A 15,716-nucleotide genomic window follows, 5' to 3' on the forward strand; every position below is an offset into this window, starting at 1 on the left:
GTCGAGCCCGCGCGGGGTCACAGCTTCGCCTGGAAGACAGCGTAGTCCACGGTGTCGAGCAGGTACGCCGCGATAATCAGGGCGACGGAGGCGATGAAGATGTACTCGCCGTTGAAATGATAGACCGTGCGCAGCAGCGGTCGCAAGGCGTCCTCGCTTGTGGGGAGCATGGAGAGCGAGCTGAGCATCGCGGCAAGGGTGACGTCCAGCCAGTGGTAAGCACGGTTGATCTGCGGCAACAGCGCCACCATGATCCCCGCGGTGATGGGATAGGCGATCCAGTAGAACGCGCGATACTTGTAGTGCTGATGCTCGCCATAGATCGGACACTCGCGGCAGTACGACTCGCCCTGGTGGGTGGCGACGCGGTAGCTGAGTTGTTCCTTCATACGCTCGCGCGCCAGGCGCTCGTTCTCGGGCAGCGTCCCGCGCAGGCGCGCCTCCAGGTCTTGGATCAGGTGCTGCGCCAAGACCGGGTCGCACTGACAGCCCGTGCCGCGCTTCCAGCAGGTGGTGCGCAGCTTGTAGCTGGGGCAGTTCTCGCGCAGGTTCTCGCGGCACAAAGATAGCTCCCAGCACTTGCGCAGGAGCGAGCGGCGCGGCGGGCGCGGCGGGGCGTCCGCAGACTGCTCCGTGGTCCTGGTTGCGATGATGGTCGGCGCGGACGAGCGCACGCGGCTCGGGCGATTCGCGATACGCGCCACCATCTTGCCCGCGAAATGGACGGCGGTGATCAGCAGCAGCACCTTGCCCGCGAGCCGGAACCCCGCCAACATGAGGTCGCTCGCCTGATTGGGGTTGGCGTAGTCGCGCATCATGGAGGCGCTCACCAGCCACGGCAGCCCGAAGTAGCACAGGGCGCCGCCCACGCCCCCGACGTAGCCTGCTACGTCGTTCTCGCGAAAGCGGAAAATGCTGACGACGGTGACGCCCCACAGCCCCGCCATGAAAACGATGAGGGCGGTGCGGATGGCGTCCAGGAAATGCGCCCGCGCCGCCGCCGGTAACGCCACCCCCGACCGGTCCTGTGGAAACGCCGCCACCCCGCCGGAAACCAGCCCGGCCAGGAGATAGAAGACCGCCCCCACCACGGCGACGGCGGCGACGACGAGCGCCCGGTCGAGCAAGTAGATGCCCAATGCCGATACGCTCGTGGGCACGGACGTCTTGCGCGGCTTGAGCTCGATGCGAGTTGCCATGACTCCTCGCCGACATTGTACCATCCCCCAGCCCCCCTGCAAACCGGCCGCTTGCCTCCCCCCACCGGCGCCGCCGCGCGGTCCCGGCGGCCGACACGGCCGACACCGCCTCGCTTGTCCTGCCCCCGACCGTGTGCTATTATGACCGCGGCCGAAGGTGAATGGCGGCACCGGCGCGTGTCCGGTGCGTGACACCATCACTCTGCGTCGGGAAGTCGCGCCATGGAGATCCTAGCCGTCTTGCTGCCGGCGCTGGGCATCGGAGTCATCATCCTCATGCTGGTCGAGCTCCAGCAGTGGCGCGCGCACCGCACCCTCATCTCGGGGCGGCAAGTGGCGCTGCGGATGGTGGGCGGGATCATCCTGCTGGCGCTGCTGACGGCGATCTTCCTCGGCCTCTACCTCCTGGGCCTGCGCTCCCCCGCCGGGCGGCCCGGGTTCTTTATCGCCTGGTGGCTGGGGTGCCTGGTTGCCGCCATCGCCCTCATATACGTGGCGCTGGTGGACGTGCGCCACGTCGAGGAGCATCGGCGCGAGCACGAGAATGCCCTATGGCGGGATTTCGCCCGCACCCTCGCCGAGCGCATCCGCCGCGAGCGCGGGGGGAATGACGCGGATACCCCCGATGAGCGCGCTTGATCCCGATGAGCGGTTCATGCGCCAGGCGCTGCGCCTGGCGGCCCGGGGCCGCGGATGGACCGGCCCCAACCCCATGGTCGGCGCGGTCGTCGTCGCCGGCGGTGAAGTCGTAGGCGAGGGGCATCACCGGGGCCCCGGCAGCGCCCACGCCGAGATCGTCGCCCTCGAGCGCGCCGGAGACGGAGCGCGGGGGGCGACGTTGTACCTGACCCTGGAGCCGTGCGTTCATCACGGCCGCACGCCCCCGTGCGCGCCGCGGGTCATCGCCGCCGGGGTCGCGCGCGTGGTGATCGCCTCGGAGGACCCCAACCCGCGCGTCGCCGGCCGCGGGATCACGGCCCTGCGCCAGGCCGGGATCGAGGTCGCCGCAAGCCTGCTGCGGGAGCACGAGAACCGGCTGAATGAGGCCTATCGCAAGTATATCACCACCGGCCGGCCCTTCGTCACGCTGAAGATCGCGACCAGCCTGGATGGTAAGATCGCCACCCGCACCGGCGACTCGCGGTGGATCACCGGCCAGCCCGCTCGCGCCATGACCCATCGCCTGCGCCGCGACAGCGATGCTATACTGGTGGGGGTGCAGACCCTGATCGCGGACGATCCGGAGTTGACCGTCCGCCACGTGCGGTTGCGGCGCGAGCCGCTGCGGGTGGTGTGCGACAGCTCGGCGCGCACGCCGCCGCAGGCGCTGCTGATGTCCAGCGGCAAGCGGCCGGCGCTGATCGCCGTCACCGAGCGGGCGCGCGCGCAGGAGGTTCGGGCGCTGGGCGACGCCGGCGCGCAGGTACTGGTCTTGCCGCAGTGGTACGGGCGGGTGGACCTGGCGGCGCTGCTCGATGAGCTCGGCCGCCGCGAGGTGGCAAGTCTCCTGGTCGAGGGGGGAGGCGAGATCTCGGCGTCGTTCGTCGAGCAGCGGCTGGCGGACAAGCTCGTCCTGTTTGTCGCGCCGAAGATCATCGGCGGGGCCGAGGCGCGCACCGCGGTCGGGGGCGCCGGGGTCGCCGCCGTCGAGGGGGCATGGCAGGTGCGGGACATGCGCTGCCGCCGCCTCGGCGACGACTTCATGATCGAAGGGTATCTGGGCGGAGGAAGCCGCGGGTAGAGCCACCCTTCCCGTAGGGGTCGCTCTGCTGAGCGACCCGGCGAGCGAAAGCGGGCCGGGTCGGAGCCCGGCCCCTACGCAGAAGCAACATGTTCACCGGCATCATAACCGAGATCGGCGTCGTTGGCAGCGTCTCGCGGCAAGCGCAGGGGCTGAATATCACCATCCGCGCGCCCCAGACCGCGCCGCGCTTGCGCCCGGGCGATAGCGTCGCCGTCAGCGGTGTCTGCCTGACCGCCGAGCGCATCGAGGGCGCCGCCTTTGTCGCCTCCGTCATGGCGGAAACGGCAGCCAAGACCACGCTGGGCGCGCTGCGTCCCGGCGCGCGAGTCAACCTGGAGCTGCCGTTGACGCTGAGCGATTTCGTCGGCGGGCACCTGGTGGCCGGGCATGTGGACGGTGTCGGCAGTGTCACCGCGCGCGAGGAGAAGGGTGACTCGGTGCTGCTGAGCATTTTGGCGCCGCGGGCGGTGCAGCCCTACCTGGCCCCCCGGGGGTCGGTAGCGGTGGATGGGGTCAGCCTGACCATCGCCGAGGCGGCCGCGGCATCGTTCACCGTCTCCCTGGTGCGGCACACGCTGGAGAACACGACCCTGGGCGACCTGCGCCCCGGCGCCGAGGTCAACCTCGAAGGCGACCTGCTGGCGCGCTACCTCGAGCGGTTGCTGCAAGCTCGCGCCAGCGAATCCGGCGAGACCGTTGACGTGGACCAGATCACCCTCGAAAAGCTGGGGGAGGAGGGGTATCTGTGATGCCAGAGACACAGACTGGCTGGACCTTCGTGGCTGCAGGCGCCATAGCTTTGTTTGTCCTCCTGGAAGTGGCGCTGCGCCCAATTACGGGGAAGCAAGGGTGGGGCTGGCGCCATGAAGCCGTGACTTGGGCGGTCATATTCATGATCCTTGGATTCATCGCCCTACTCGCGAGGGTCGCGGCCCCCGTGATGGCAGCGATGCCCAGCCAGGCACAGGCCGTCGCGGTGTCGCGGGCGAATCTGGTAGTGTTTCTGTTCTGGTTCTCCGCCTTCGCGCTGCTGGGACTGACTGGCGCCTGGGCGTTCAGCGCATCGTTTGCCGTCCTGGGTTGGACGGATCGCGCCGCCCCGCATCCGGTCATTCCGGTTCTAGGTCCGTTCGCGGAGGAGTTCTGGGCAATCGTCGCTGCACGGCAGCACCTGTCGGCAAAGCAGCGGGGCGTGATCTGGCTGCGCCACGTGCTTTTCGGCGTTGCGCTGATGCTCACCGCCGGCGTGGGGATGCTCATGACCCTGGGCCTGCCGAAGGCGGCTCTGTGGCCCCACCTGCTCGTAGGCATGGTCGTCATTCTGCTCTTGGGTCCAGCGCGCAGCGATCGGCGCATCGCTGCGCGCCAGCCCGTCGGGAAGCCTCCGGCGGACGAGTGCATATGACGCCGGAGGTCATCAAAAGCACCGCCCTGGTCGCCTGGCTCGCCGTGAACGCGCTGGCGCGCTACCTCGAGCGGCTGCTGCAAGCTCGCGCCACCGAATCCGGCGAGCCCGTTGACGTGGACCAGATCACCCTCGAAAAGCTGGGGGAGGAGGGATACCTGTGACACCGGACGTTCTCAAGGCTGCCGCCTATGCGGCCTGGGTCGCCGTGCTGACGCTTGCCCACATGCGTTTACGACGTGTCCGCGGCGGCGAGATCGGATGGCATGATCGCATTCCCGGCTGGTATATCGCGGTCGTTGTTGTGGCGACAATTGCACTGGCGTTCGCAGTGGGCGCTGCAAACCTGTTTGGGCGCAAGTAGGCCCCCGCGTCTGTGTCGCCCGGTTCGTCATCAAGCATGATATAATCTAATCAGCGGCAAGGATGGATTTCCAGGATGGAGTCCCATTGACATGGTATTCAAGGTCGTCCTGAAGCCCAGCGAGGAAGGCGGATACACGGCACTGGTGCCCGCGCTCCCGGGATGTATCAGCGAGGGCGAAACGATTGACGAGGCCATGCGCAACGCGCGCGAGGCCATCGAGCTTTACCTGGAGCCCCTTGATGACACCGCCCCGGCGGAAGGCAGCTTGGTCAAGGAACTGACCCTTTGACCAGGGTCCCAAGCCTGAGCTACGTCGAGATCATCCGTGCGCTTGAGCGAGACGGCTGGACCGGAATCAGACAGCGCGGCAGCCATATCCGTCTGCAGAAGACGGTGGCCGGCGAAGTACTCAGACTGACGGTTCCTGCGCACCGGCCGGTCAAACGTTCGACGCTGTCGCATATTCTCAAGCAGGCGCGGCTTGATCTCGATCAGTTCCATAGGTTACTGTGATCCACCAAGTCCGGGAGTGAAGTGCCGCGTACCCGGTGATCGTAACCGCTTGACCCTCGAGATGTTGGGGGAGGAGGGGTACTTGTGAACGAAGCACCCTGGCGCAGCCCCATGCCGGCTCTTATCTTCGGTCTGGTGGCGGTAGCGGCGCTGCTCGGCGTCTTCGTGCTGGTGCTGATCAGCGTGCGGCGGAGAGAGGCAAGCCCGTGGCTGGCGGTCGGGGCCCTCGCCGGAGCCATCACCATGGGGCTGATGTTCCTGGCCATGGCGTTCGAGAGCGGCGCGCTGCATCCTTTCCTTGCGCGCTACCCGCTCCCCGTGCGTGGGCGAATATCCTCGGGCCTCCATTGGATGTCCCACGCGGTCATGGCGGCGATAGCGTGCGCCGTGATCGTCCTAGGGCTGGAGATGATCGTCGGATCGTTCGCCATGCTGCCGCGGTTGCGCCGGGGCGGGGCTCTACGCTTGATGGTGTTCTCTCGCGGATACCCCAACATCGTCGAGCACTGGGACAAGCTCACCTTATGGGCTCGAATTCAAGTGTGGTTCGGGAGTCTGGTGATGGCAGGGCTGCTCCTCTACTTTGGCGCCATTGTCTTGGGGCTTACCTTGGGGCTGACCCAGGGCCCAGGTGTCTTAGGCGGGTGGTGGTTGTTTCACATGGCCTTCCCGCTGTCTTACTGTCTGGTGCTGTCGCAGTTGTCGTTCTACGATGCGCGGGCGCGCCGCCTGGCGCGGCAGTCGCAGGCGGAGGCGCCAGACCCTGCCGCATCCGCGTAGAACGCGCCCATTGACCTGAACCGAGTGGGCCTCGACCAGCTCGGGGAGGATGGGTATCTGTGATGGCCGTCGGAACGCCCTTGCTACAGAGGCACGTGTGACGAGCCCATGGCACAGCCAGGGTGCTACGATCACTCTCGCCGCCCTTGCGGTGGCGTGCGGAATCGCCATCGTCGTCCTCCTGGTGCTCGACGTCCGGCGCAAAGAGGTGAGCCTCGCGCAAGCAGTTGGATGCGTGGTCGTCCTTGGCGCCGTCGCGGGCGTCACTGTTGGCGCGCCTCGCATCGAGAGCCTCTTCTACTCGAGGCTGGCACACTACCCCCAGGCGGTGAGGGAGACCGTCGAACTGCGCCTGGGCATACTCGCATTCCTCGTTTGGCTCGCGGTGTTCTCCGTCGTGGCCGTCATGGGGGCGCTGGGAATCGCAGCCTCCTTCAGCATCCTGGGGCCGCCTGGGAATCGCCTGTCGTCGTTCGCGCCGCCTCCGTTTCAGAGAGGTCACTGGGCCACGCTGGTCCGGCGCTCCGCGGACATCCCTTGGTCGGTACGCATTTATCTCTGGGCGAGGCACGCGCTTTCCAATCTGGCCTTTTTCTGCGGGGGCGTAATGGGGCTGCTGATGGCCATTGGATTGCCAGTGCATGTGGGGTGGGCCGTTCTGCCCCTCGTTTTCGGACGGATCATCGGTCCCGCCGGTCTAGACCGGAGAGTTGCGGACAGCCTGAGCCACGCCGAGTGCGCGGCGCGTTGACAGGCACGGGGACCGGTCATCCCCCGCCGGCGCGCCCTCTGGTTGTCAGCGCCGCGCGTCCCGCGGCCGCGCGTTTCAGGATATAATGTGGGGTACGTCATCCGCGTTCATCCGTGTCTGTGCGCGGCCCAGGGAAGCCGAGGTAACCCATGCCCTTCGCAACCATCGAAGAAGCGGTGGCGGAGACCGCCGCCGGCAATTTCGTGATCGTGGTGGATGACGAGGACCGCGAGAACGAGGGCGACCTCATCATGGCCGCCGAGTTCATCACCCCCGCGACGGTCAATTTCCTGGAGACGCATGCCCGCGGCATGTTGTGCGTGCCCATGGAGCGAGGGCGGCTGCAGCAGCTCGAGATCCCCCTGATGGTGGCCGATAACACCGAGCGCTATCACACCGCCTTCACTGTCACCGTGGACGCCAAGGGCGTCACCACGACGGGCATCTCCGCCGCCGACCAGGCCGCCACCATCCGCAAGCTCGCCGACCCCAAGGCCCACGCCGACGACTTCGTGCGCCCCGGCCACGTCCAGCCGTTGATGGCCGAGCCCGGCGGGGTGCTCCACCGCTCGGGTCACACCGAGGCCGCGCTTGACCTCGCCCGCCTCGCGGGCCTGCGCCCCGCCGCCACCATCTGCGAGATCAAGAACCCCGACGGCGGCATGGCGCGCCTGCCCGAGCTGGAGCGCTTCGGCGCCGATCACGGCTTCAAGCTTATCACCATCGCCGACCTCATCCAGTACCGCCGGCGCACCGAGAAGCTCGTGCGCCGCCTCGCCACCACCGCCCTGCCGACGCCTTTCGGCGATTTCACCGCGCACGCCTACGAGTCGCTGGTGGACACGAATCCCTACCTCGCGCTGACCCTCGGCGACGTCACCCGGGACGGCACCCTGGTGCGCGTGCACTCGAGCTGCGTCACGGGCGACGTCTTTCACTCTCGCCGCTGCGACTGCGGGGCGCAGCTAGAGCTGGCGCTGCGCATGATCCAGGAGGAGGGGCGGGGGGTGCTGTTGTACGTGCACCAGGAGGGGCGCGGCATCGGTCTGTTGAACAAGCTGCGGGCCTATGAGCTGCAGGACTGCGGCCACGACACCGTCGAAGCTAATGAGCTGCTGGGGTTCCCCGCGGACTTGCGTGACTACGGCATCGGCGCGCAGGTGCTGGTGGACCTGGGGGTCAAGCACATCCGGCTCATGACCAACAACCCGAAGAAGCTGGTGGGGCTCGAGGGGTACGGCTTGACGATTATCGAGCAGGTGCCGTTGGCGGTGCCGCCGACCGCGCAAAACGCGCCTTACCTGCGCACGAAGCGCGACAAGCTCGGGCACCAACTAGAGGTGGAGTAGAGGCAGCGGAGGGAATGAGCTGCGGATTGACACGGACGCGCGCGAATTGGGACGTAGGGGCCGATCTCCTGATCGGCCCGCGAACGGGCCGGGGCAGAGCCCGGCCCCTACATAGGACTGCGATAGGCAAATGCGGCCGATTACATGTCCCATCATATTTGCATATCCGTGTTCATCCGCGTCAATCCGCGGCGAAAGGATAGCGACATGCCGAAAACCTACGAGGGAAAGCTGACGGCGGAGGGGTTGAACTTCGCCATCGTCGTCGGCCGCTTCAACGAGTTCATTACCGGCAAGCTGCTGGGCGGGGCGATGGACGCGCTGCAGCGCCACGGCGCGCAAACGGAGCAAATCGAGGTCGCCTGGGCGCCCGGCTCGTTCGAGATCCCGCTGGTGGCGCAGAAGCTGGCCGACAGCGGCAAGTATGACGCCGTCATCTGCCTGGGCGCGGTCATCCGCGGCGCAACGCCCCATTTCGAGTACGTCGCCGCCGAAGCCGCCAAGGGCATCGCCCAGGCGGGCCTGAAGAGCGGCGTGCCGGTGATCTATGGCATCGTCACCGCCGACACCATCGAGCAGGCGGTCGAGCGCGCCGGCACCAAGTCCGGCAACCGCGGCTTCGACGCCGCCGTCAGCGCCATGGAGATGGCCAACCTCATGCGCGCCCTGCCGCGCAAGGGGAAGTAATGCGAATTCACATCCCGCGGCGGCGCGGCGGGGCCGGCGATGGCGCCCGCGCCCCCGCAGCCCATCTCATGCCGGACACCAGCGCACCTCGCGGCGCCAAGCTGACCTACGTCATCATCGGGGCGGTGGCGGCGGGGTTCGTCGGCGGGCTCGCCGCCGTGCGGCTGACGTCGCCGCGCGGCGAATGGGCGTGGTCGCGGATGCCCCAGGTGCTGGCGGCGGCGCCCGAGCGGGCGGGCCCGGGGTCATTCGCTCCCATCGCGCGCGCCGTCATTCCCAGCGTCGTCAACATTGACACGCAAGTCCGGGAGCGCGTGTCTCCCTTCGGGGGCGGCCTCTTCGGCGACTTCCTGGGCCGCGATCCCTTCGAGGAGATCGTCCCGCGCGCGGGCAGCGCCTCCGGCTTGATCATCCGCGGCGACGGCTACATCCTCACCAACCAGCACGTGATCGAGAACGCGCAGCGCATCGTGGCGACCCTCGCCGACGGCCGCCAGTTCGACGCGCGGGTGGTGGGCGCCGACCGGCCTTCCGACCTCGCCGTGCTCCACATAGACGAGAGCAACCTCAAGCCGGCGGTGCTCGGCGATTCCTCGACCGTCGAGCCGGGCGACTGGGTGGTGGCGATCGGCAACCCCTTCGGCCTTCAGCACACCGTAACCGTCGGCGTCGTCAGCGCCCTGGGGCGCCCGATCTACGTCCAGGAGGAGCGGCGGCGCTACGAGGACCTCATCCAGACCGACGCCTACATCAATCGCGGCAACTCCGGCGGGCCGCTGGTGGACGAGAACGGCGCCGTCATCGGCATCAACACCGCCATCTACGTCGCCTCCGAAGCCGCGCCCATCGGCTTCGCCACCCCCGTCAACAGCGCCAAGCGCGTCATCGGCGACCTCATCGCCCGCGGGCGCGTCAGCCGCTCCTGGATCGGGATCAGCTTCGCCCGCACCATCGTCACCCCGCAGCTCGCCCGCCAGCACCGGCTGCCCACCGACCACGGCGCCATCGTCAGCGAGGTCACCGCGGGCGCCCCGGCCGCTCGCTCCGGCTTGCGCCGCTACGACACCATTGTGCAGATTGACGATACGCAGATCATGGACGTGGACCAGGCGCTGCAGATCATTGTCACCGCACCCGTCGGCTCCAGGCTCAACCTCCGCATCTGGCGGCCGACGCGCGACGGGTGGTCGCAGCACGTCATGCCGATCGTGACCGAAGAAGCGCCCGCGCCGCCGGGCTCATGAGCCGGAGCACCGCGACCCGTCGGGGTGTCCGCGCAGCGGGCGGTGCGCGCGCGGTCCCGGTTGCGAGGGGCTATCGAGCATGAGAATCGGCGTCATCAGCGACACCCACGGCGATACGCGCGGCTGGCGGGCGGCGGTGGAGGGGCCCTTTGCCGGGGCCGGCTTGATCCTGCACGCGGGCGACCTCCTCTATCACGGCCCCCGCAACCCGCTGACCGCCGCTTATGGGCCGCCCGAGCTGGCGGAGCTGATCAACCACGCTCCGGCGCCGGTCGTCATCGCCCGCGGCAATTGTGATTCCGAGGTGGATCAGCTCGTGCTGGACTTCCCCGTCCAGGCGCCCTACGCCCTGATCGTGATCGAGGGCCTGCGCATCATGGTCACCCACGGCACCGAGTTCGGCCTCGAGGACCCCGTGCCGGGCATGGCGAGCCTCGCCGAGCGGTACAGCCTCGACGTGCTGGTGTCCGGGCATACCCACGTTGCGCTGCTGGAGCGGGCCGGGGGCGCCCTACTCGTGAACCCCGGCAGTCCGTCGCTGCCCAAGTCGCACGCCGGCAAGCCCCAGCCCACGGTGGGCATCATCGAGGACGACGTCGCCCGCATCGTTACCCTGGAAGGCCGCGTGCTGATGGAGAGCCCGCTCGCGCGCCGCAGGCGGGGGCGCGGCTGAGTGCGCGCGATCATCCAACGCGTTGCCCGCGCCCGCGTGACCGTGGGCGATGCGGTGACGGGCGAAATCGGCCCGGGGCTGGTGGTGCTGGTCGGCGTTGAGGTCGGCGACACGGGGGAGGACGCCGCCTACCTGGCCGACAAGATCGCCGGCTTGCGCGTGTTCGAGGACGCGCAGGGCAAGCTCAACCGGTCGGCCCTGGAGGTGGGCGGGGCGCTGCTGGCGGTGAGCAATTTCACTCTGCTCGGCGACTGCCGCAAGGGGCGCCGCCCCAGCTTCAGCGACGCCGCGCCACCCGCGCAAGCAGCGCCGCTTTTCAACCACCTCGTCGAGCGCCTGCGCGCAACCGGCCTGCCGGTCGCGACCGGGGCCTTCCGCGAGCACATGCGGGTCGAGATTCACAACGACGGCCCGGTGACCCTGCTGCTCGACAGCCGGCGCACGGCCTGAGACCTACCGGAAGCGATCCCGCCGGTCCTCGCTCGCGGTGATCGTGCTCGCCGAGGATGCGGAGCGTGCCGCGCGGAATTGATGGAGCGGTGGCTCATGATTGACCAGGCGATGATACTGGCTGCGGGCCGAGGGACGCGCATGGGCGCGGTCGCCCGTGAGCGGCCCAAGCCGCTGCTGGAGGTCGCGGGCGCGCCGCTGCTGCACCACGTCTTGAGCGGCCTCGCCGACGTCGGCCTCCGGCGCGCGGTGGTCGTCGTCGGCCATCTCGGCGAGCAGATAGAGCGGCGCTTCGGCGCCGTTGCCGGCGCCGGCCTGCGGATCAGCTACTGCCGACAGGAGCGCCCGACCGGCACCGCCACCGCGGCCTTGCTGGCGCAGCGGCACCTGGCACCGGCGCCGCTGGTGATGAGCTTCGCCGACATCCTGTGCGCGCGCAGCAACTACCGCAAGCTGCTCGCCTGCTTCGAGGCGCACCCCTGCGAGGTCCTGCTCGGCCTCAATCCGGTGGAGGATCCCTGGGAGGGCGCGGCGATCTACCGCGACGGCGACCGGGTTACCCGCCTGGTCGAGAAGCCGCCGCGGGGCGCTTCGGCGACCCGCTGGAACAGCGCCGGGGTCATGGTGCTGACATCGCCGGTGTGGCCGGTGCTGGAGGAGCTGCCGCCGTCAGCGCGCGGTGAATACGAGCTGCCCCAAGGGATCGCGCGCATGGTGGAGACGGGGCACGACGTTCGCGGGGTGGAGTTCGCGGGCTTCTGCTCCGACATGGGCCGGCCCGACGACCTGGCGCGCGTCGTCCGGCTGGCGCAAGCGGGCGCGCTCGACCTGTCGTGACCTGTTGACGGTCGCCAAAGGAGCCGAACCATGTCTCATGTCAACGTCCTGGTGATCTTTACCGACCAGCAACGCGCCGACACCATCCATGCGCTTGGCAACCCGGTGATTCGCACACCCAACCTCGATCGCCTCTGCGCCGAGGGCGTGTCTTTCACCAGCGCCTTCTCCGCGTCGCCGGTCTGCGTGCCGGCCCGATGCGCGCTCCACTACGGGCAGTATCCCCAGCGCAGCAGCTGCTATGACAACGGGGACCCCATGCCCGAGGACGGGCGCCTGTCTTTCATGGAGGCCCTGGCGCAGGCCGGCTACCGCACCCACGGGATCGGAAAATGTCATTTCACGCCTGATCGTTTCGCCCTGCGGGGGTTTCAGGCGCGCGAACGCCAAGAGGAGCTGCTGGCCGCGCCGGCCGAGGATGACTACCTGCAGTTCCTGCAGGCGCACGGCTTCGCCCATATCGGTGACCCGCACGGGGTCCGCGGGGAGATGTACTACGTCCCCCAGCCGGCGCAAATGCCCGCCGAGCTTCATCCCACCCAGTGGGTCGGAGATCGGGCTCGAACCTTCATCACCGAGCAGGCCGGCTCCCCGCAGCCCTGGCTGCTGTTCTGCAGCTTCATTCATCCTCACCCGCCGTTCTCTCCGCCGAGCCCCTGGCACAAGCTCTACCGGGCGCCCTTGATGCCCTTGCCCCACGTTCCCGCGGACTGGGAGGCGCTGCACACCGCAATCAACCGGGTGCAGAACCGCTACAAGTACCGGGACCAGGGATTTGACCAGAACCTTGTGCGCTGCCTCAAGGCCTACTACTACGCCGCCATCTCGTTCATTGACTTCCAGGTCGGGCGCATCGTGCAGGCGCTGGAGCAAAGCGGGCACTTGGAGCGCACCCTCGTCATCTTCACCTCGGATCACGGGGAGCTGCTGGGGGATTACCGCTGCTTCGGCAAGCGCAGCATGCATGACGCCTGCGCGCGGGTGCCTATGCTCGCGCGCCTGCCCGGGCGTTTCCCCGCGGGCCTGCGCTGCGCCAGCCCGGTCAGCCTCGTGGACGTCATGCCCACCATGCTTGCCGCCGCCGATATCCCCGGGCCTTCGACCCCGCTGGATGGGGAAGACCTGGCTGCGGTCGCGGCCGGACGCAGCCCGCGCCAGTACGTTTACTCTCAGTACCAACGCGCTGCCCAGGCAATCTACACCATCGTCGGCGAGCGCTGGAAGTATGCGTATAGCGCCCCCGACAACCGAGAGTACCTCTTCGACCGGCAGCAGGACCCCCTCGAGAGCAGGAACCTTGCCGAGGTCCACTTCGCCGAAGCGGCCCGACGGCAAATGCGGGAGCAAATCATCGGCTATCTGCGATCGGCCGGGGAGGCCGACGCGCTCGACGGGGATGACTGGAGGACCTACCCTCGCCACCAGATGCCGGCGAACCCTGACGCGGGTCTCCTGGTCCAGGATACGCCGTGGGCGGACACCCGGATTGACGGCTACACGTAGCCCAACGCCGAAGCCCGACCCGATGGCGGCGCCAGTCCCACCGGTGGGCGGATCCATCCGACCTCGGCGCGATCACCAGCAGCGGCGAGCACGCATTCGCGGCGGCCTACCGGCCCAGGCCCATCAGGCGCTTAACGATGTGGACGCGCGCGGAGGGGTCATCGTGATAGGCCGCGCTCAAGCTGTCGAGCAGGGAACGCATCTCGGGGTCGCTGGTGAAGCCGTAGAGAACGTACTTGCCGCCGCCGAGCTCGAAGCGCGAGAGGACGCCGCCGTCGGCGAGGGCGCACAGCGCATCCTCCACCTCGCGCGGATCGCGTCGCACGCGGCGCGCGATGCCCTCCACGCGGTCAACGCACCCCGGGTTGCGCTGAAAGAACAGGGCCAGCTCCAGCTTGACTAGATCGTCAATGCGCGTGCTTATGAGCCGCTCGATCTCGTCGCGCATGTCAGTGCCGCCCGTCCCCGGATTCCGGGGTGCCGAATCCGGCTAGATTCTGGATCCCGGCTTCGCCGGCGCCAGACCGCGCGCGCACAGGGGGCACGACTCGGGGGCGTAGTTGTCCACCGTCGCGTGCGCCAACGCCTCCAGCCGCAGGCCGAAATCGGCGCTGCCGCTGCGATCGAGGATGACCCCGGCGCCCACTATCTCGGCCCCCAGGGAACGCGCCAGGTCGGCATTCTCCGTCAGCGAGGTGCCCTTGGTGATGACATCGTCGGCGATGACAACGCGCTCTCCCGGCGCGAGGCTGAACCCGCGGCGGAAGGTCAGCTTGCCTTCCTGCCGTTCCGCGAACACCGCGCGCACGCCGAGCTGGCGCGCGAGCTCGTAGGCGACGATGATGCCGCCGAACGCCGGCCCCGCCACCACTTGGGCGTTCGCCCCCCTGAGGCGCAAGGCCAGTTCCTTGCACAGGCGCGCGGTGTGCTGCGGATACTGCAGAACCTGGGCGCACTGGAAATAGCGCCCGCTGTGCAGCCCCGAGCTGAGGACGAAGTGCCCGTCCTGGATCGCTCCGCACTCCGCGAGTATCCGCAGCACCTCGGCTTCGGTCATGCGCTCGCCAGCTCCTGCGAAACCCGCATCGCTGCCGCGGTCGGGTCCGGCGCGCGCGTGATCGGCCGTCCCACCACCACATAGTCGGCGCCCGCCGCGGCCGCCTGTCGCGGCGTCATCACCCGCTTCTGATCGCCGTGGGGGGCCCAGTCGGGCCTGACTCCCGGCGTCACCACCACGAAATCCTCGCCGCACGCCTGCTTGAGGTCCGCGATTTCGTGAGGCGAGGCCACCACCCCGTCCAGCCCCGCCTCCCGCGCCATCTGCGCGAGCGCAAGCACCTGCTCGCGCATCCCGCGCGCGATCCCCAGCTCGCGCATCCCGGCCTCGTCCATGCTGGTCAGCACGGTCACGCCCAGCACCAGGGGGCGCTCGATCTCCAGCTCCGCGGCCTTGTCCGCCGCCGCCCGCACCGCCGCCTGCATCATCTCGCGCCCGCCCGATGCATGCACATTGAACATGGCAACGCGAGCGCTGACGATGCTCGCGGCCGCCCCGGCCACGGTATTGGGTATGTCCATGAGCTTGCTGTCGTAGAAGACGGCGCCGGCGATGTCGCTGATCGCGCGCAGCGCCGGCGGGCCTTCGGCGTTGAAAAGCTCGAGGCCGACCTTGAACATCTGCACCAACCCCGCGAGCTTCTCCGCCATCTGCGCGGCCTCTCGCAGGGTGGGGAAATCAAGCGCCGTGATGAGCTTCGGATGTACGCGCGCCATCTCCAGCGCGATTATAGCACGACCAGCGGGTGGTTTCAACGAGCGCGAAGCCTGCCGGCGGGAGCCCCCGGCCCGGCGCGCCGCCGCAGACGCCCTGCCCGGGAAGGACTCCCCCACTCAACCACCGAACATACAGCCGGCGGAAATCTGCACCGAAGGGCGATGGCAGTGTTTCGCAACGCTCAGAATGCCAGCGGTGTCACTTGGCGAGCGATCCTGCTGGGGCTGGCATGCACCGGCATCCTAGCGGTGGCGACGCCATACACCAATCTGGTCATGGCGGGATCGAACCTCGGTATCAACTACCTTCCCGTGGGCCCGGTGCTCTTCTTCCTCTTCCTCGTCGCCGGTCTCAACACGCTGCTGCGCCGGCTGCGCCACGCGTGGGCGCTCAGCGGGCGCGAGCTGCTGGTGGTGTACATCATGATGGTGGTGTCGGCA

22 protein-coding genes are annotated in these 15,716 nt (G+C 68.5%); 18 read left to right on the forward strand and 4 right to left on the reverse strand.

What is annotated here, in order from left to right:
- Positions 1-17 precede the first annotated feature (17 nt).
- On the reverse strand, positions 18-1,199 hold the full coding sequence (locus VM221_11260; protein ID HUT75394.1) for a hypothetical protein: 1,182 nt from the start codon (positions 1,197-1,199) through the stop codon (positions 18-20).
- A gap of 222 nt (positions 1,200-1,421) precedes the next feature.
- Here VM221_11260 and VM221_11265 point away from each other — a divergent pair, with 222 nt between their 5' ends.
- From VM221_11265 to VM221_11345, 17 genes are all read left to right on the forward strand, one after another.
- Positions 1,422-1,838 (forward strand): hypothetical protein, encoded by a 417-nt coding sequence (locus VM221_11265; GenBank protein ID HUT75395.1) that lies wholly within the window; start codon positions 1,422-1,424, stop codon positions 1,836-1,838.
- Entirely contained in the window at positions 1,825-2,940 is a 1,116-nt protein-coding gene (gene ribD, locus VM221_11270; protein HUT75396.1) for a bifunctional diaminohydroxyphosphoribosylaminopyrimidine deaminase/5-amino-6-(5-phosphoribosylamino)uracil reductase RibD, read from the forward strand. The genes VM221_11265 and ribD overlap by 14 nt, the downstream gene beginning before the upstream one ends.
- An 89-nt stretch (positions 2,941-3,029) precedes the next feature.
- The gene (locus VM221_11275) at positions 3,030-3,692 is read left to right on the forward strand and encodes a riboflavin synthase (protein ID HUT75397.1); all 663 of its coding nucleotides are present in this window, start codon (positions 3,030-3,032) and stop codon (positions 3,690-3,692) included.
- Positions 3,693-3,835: 143 nt separating this feature from the next.
- Positions 3,836-4,348 (forward strand): hypothetical protein, encoded by a 513-nt coding sequence (locus VM221_11280; GenBank protein ID HUT75398.1) that lies wholly within the window; start codon positions 3,836-3,838, stop codon positions 4,346-4,348.
- Positions 4,339-4,512 carry a hypothetical protein gene (locus VM221_11285; GenBank protein HUT75399.1) on the forward strand — a complete coding sequence of 58 codons (174 nt, stop codon included), beginning with the start codon at positions 4,339-4,341 and terminating at the stop codon, positions 4,510-4,512. Before VM221_11280 ends, VM221_11285 begins: the two co-directional genes overlap by 10 nt.
- Positions 4,509-4,712, forward strand: a complete 204-nt coding sequence (locus tag VM221_11290) for a hypothetical protein (protein HUT75400.1) — start codon at positions 4,509-4,511, stop codon at positions 4,710-4,712. The genes VM221_11285 and VM221_11290 overlap by 4 nt, the downstream gene beginning before the upstream one ends.
- Before the next feature lie 91 nt (positions 4,713-4,803).
- Entirely contained in the window at positions 4,804-5,004 is a 201-nt protein-coding gene (locus tag VM221_11295) for a type II toxin-antitoxin system HicB family antitoxin (protein ID HUT75401.1), read from the forward strand.
- On the forward strand, positions 5,001-5,228 hold the full coding sequence (locus VM221_11300; GenBank protein HUT75402.1) for a type II toxin-antitoxin system HicA family toxin: 228 nt from the start codon (positions 5,001-5,003) through the stop codon (positions 5,226-5,228). Before VM221_11295 ends, VM221_11300 begins: the two co-directional genes overlap by 4 nt.
- An 84-nt stretch (positions 5,229-5,312) precedes the next feature.
- Positions 5,313-6,008 (forward strand): hypothetical protein, encoded by a 696-nt coding sequence (locus VM221_11305; protein HUT75403.1) that lies wholly within the window; start codon positions 5,313-5,315, stop codon positions 6,006-6,008.
- A 97-nt stretch (positions 6,009-6,105) separates the two neighbouring features.
- Positions 6,106-6,759 (forward strand): hypothetical protein, encoded by a 654-nt coding sequence (locus VM221_11310; protein ID HUT75404.1) that lies wholly within the window; start codon positions 6,106-6,108, stop codon positions 6,757-6,759.
- 149 nt (positions 6,760-6,908) lie between these two features.
- The gene (locus VM221_11315) at positions 6,909-8,108 is read left to right on the forward strand and encodes a bifunctional 3,4-dihydroxy-2-butanone-4-phosphate synthase/GTP cyclohydrolase II (GenBank protein ID HUT75405.1); all 1,200 of its coding nucleotides are present in this window, start codon (positions 6,909-6,911) and stop codon (positions 8,106-8,108) included.
- Between the two features lie 207 nt (positions 8,109-8,315).
- Complete coding sequence (ribE, locus tag VM221_11320; protein ID HUT75406.1) at positions 8,316-8,795, forward strand: 6,7-dimethyl-8-ribityllumazine synthase; 480 nt, start codon at positions 8,316-8,318, stop codon at positions 8,793-8,795.
- On the forward strand, positions 8,795-10,039 hold the full coding sequence (locus VM221_11325; protein ID HUT75407.1) for a trypsin-like peptidase domain-containing protein: 1,245 nt from the start codon (positions 8,795-8,797) through the stop codon (positions 10,037-10,039). Before ribE ends, VM221_11325 begins: the two co-directional genes overlap by 1 nt.
- 79 nt (positions 10,040-10,118) lie before the next feature.
- A complete protein-coding gene (gene yfcE, locus VM221_11330) occupies positions 10,119-10,712 on the forward strand; it encodes a phosphodiesterase (protein HUT75408.1) in 594 nt (197 codons plus the stop codon).
- A complete protein-coding gene (gene dtd, locus VM221_11335; protein ID HUT75409.1) occupies positions 10,713-11,162 on the forward strand; it encodes a D-aminoacyl-tRNA deacylase in 450 nt (149 codons plus the stop codon). It begins immediately after the preceding gene.
- Positions 11,163-11,243: 81 nt separating this feature from the next.
- A complete protein-coding gene (locus VM221_11340; protein HUT75410.1) occupies positions 11,244-11,999 on the forward strand; it encodes a nucleotidyltransferase family protein in 756 nt (251 codons plus the stop codon).
- A 30-nt stretch (positions 12,000-12,029) separates the two neighbouring features.
- On the forward strand, positions 12,030-13,502 hold the full coding sequence (locus tag VM221_11345) for a sulfatase-like hydrolase/transferase (GenBank protein ID HUT75411.1): 1,473 nt from the start codon (positions 12,030-12,032) through the stop codon (positions 13,500-13,502).
- 106 nt (positions 13,503-13,608) lie between these two features.
- On the opposite strand, the gene VM221_11350 is transcribed toward VM221_11345, so the two are convergent.
- From VM221_11350 to pyrF, 3 genes are read right to left on the reverse strand one after another with little or no spacing between them, the layout of a single operon-like run.
- A complete protein-coding gene (locus tag VM221_11350; protein HUT75412.1) occupies positions 13,609-13,950 on the reverse strand; it encodes a hypothetical protein in 342 nt (113 codons plus the stop codon).
- A gap of 42 nt (positions 13,951-13,992) precedes the next feature.
- Positions 13,993-14,559: an orotate phosphoribosyltransferase gene (pyrE, locus tag VM221_11355; GenBank protein HUT75413.1), complete on the reverse strand. Its 567-nt coding sequence runs from the start codon at positions 14,557-14,559 to the stop codon at positions 13,993-13,995.
- Complete coding sequence (gene pyrF, locus VM221_11360; GenBank protein HUT75414.1) at positions 14,556-15,275, reverse strand: orotidine-5'-phosphate decarboxylase; 720 nt, start codon at positions 15,273-15,275, stop codon at positions 14,556-14,558. Before pyrF ends, pyrE begins: the two co-directional genes overlap by 4 nt.
- A 168-nt stretch (positions 15,276-15,443) precedes the next feature.
- On the opposite strand from pyrF, the gene VM221_11365 reads away from it, so the two are divergent.
- The coding region (locus VM221_11365) for a DUF6785 family protein (protein HUT75415.1) at positions 15,444-15,716 on the forward strand (273 nt) is incomplete at its 3' end.

The sequence above is a fragment of the Armatimonadota bacterium genome, from assembly GCA_035527535.1.
Lineage (GTDB): Bacteria > Armatimonadota > Hebobacteria.

Excerpts from the sequence above, each read along its gene's own strand:
- yfcE (HUT75408.1), top strand. The coding sequence starts at position 10,119 with ATGAGAATCGGCGTCATCAGCGACACCCACGGCGATACGCGCGGCTGG.
- VM221_11350 (HUT75412.1), bottom strand. The coding sequence starts at position 13,950 with ATGCGCGACGAGATCGAGCGGCTCATAAGCACGCGCATTGACGATCTA.
- VM221_11265 (HUT75395.1), top strand. The coding sequence starts at position 1,422 with ATGGAGATCCTAGCCGTCTTGCTGCCGGCGCTGGGCATCGGAGTCATC.
- VM221_11280 (HUT75398.1), top strand. The coding sequence starts at position 3,836 with ATGATCCTTGGATTCATCGCCCTACTCGCGAGGGTCGCGGCCCCCGTG.
- pyrE (HUT75413.1), bottom strand. The coding sequence starts at position 14,559 with ATGACCGAAGCCGAGGTGCTGCGGATACTCGCGGAGTGCGGAGCGATC.
- VM221_11315 (HUT75405.1), top strand. The coding sequence starts at position 6,909 with ATGCCCTTCGCAACCATCGAAGAAGCGGTGGCGGAGACCGCCGCCGGC.
- VM221_11260 (HUT75394.1), bottom strand. The coding sequence starts at position 1,199 with ATGGCAACTCGCATCGAGCTCAAGCCGCGCAAGACGTCCGTGCCCACG.
- VM221_11275 (HUT75397.1), top strand. The coding sequence starts at position 3,030 with ATGTTCACCGGCATCATAACCGAGATCGGCGTCGTTGGCAGCGTCTCG.
- VM221_11340 (HUT75410.1), top strand. The coding sequence starts at position 11,244 with ATGGAGCGGTGGCTCATGATTGACCAGGCGATGATACTGGCTGCGGGC.
- VM221_11295 (HUT75401.1), top strand. The coding sequence starts at position 4,804 with ATGGTATTCAAGGTCGTCCTGAAGCCCAGCGAGGAAGGCGGATACACG.
- VM221_11325 (HUT75407.1), top strand. The coding sequence starts at position 8,795 with ATGCGAATTCACATCCCGCGGCGGCGCGGCGGGGCCGGCGATGGCGCC.
- pyrF (HUT75414.1), bottom strand. The coding sequence starts at position 15,275 with ATGGCGCGCGTACATCCGAAGCTCATCACGGCGCTTGATTTCCCCACC.
- VM221_11345 (HUT75411.1), top strand. The coding sequence starts at position 12,030 with ATGTCTCATGTCAACGTCCTGGTGATCTTTACCGACCAGCAACGCGCC.
- ribD (HUT75396.1), top strand. The coding sequence starts at position 1,825 with ATGAGCGCGCTTGATCCCGATGAGCGGTTCATGCGCCAGGCGCTGCGC.
- ribE (HUT75406.1), top strand. The coding sequence starts at position 8,316 with ATGCCGAAAACCTACGAGGGAAAGCTGACGGCGGAGGGGTTGAACTTC.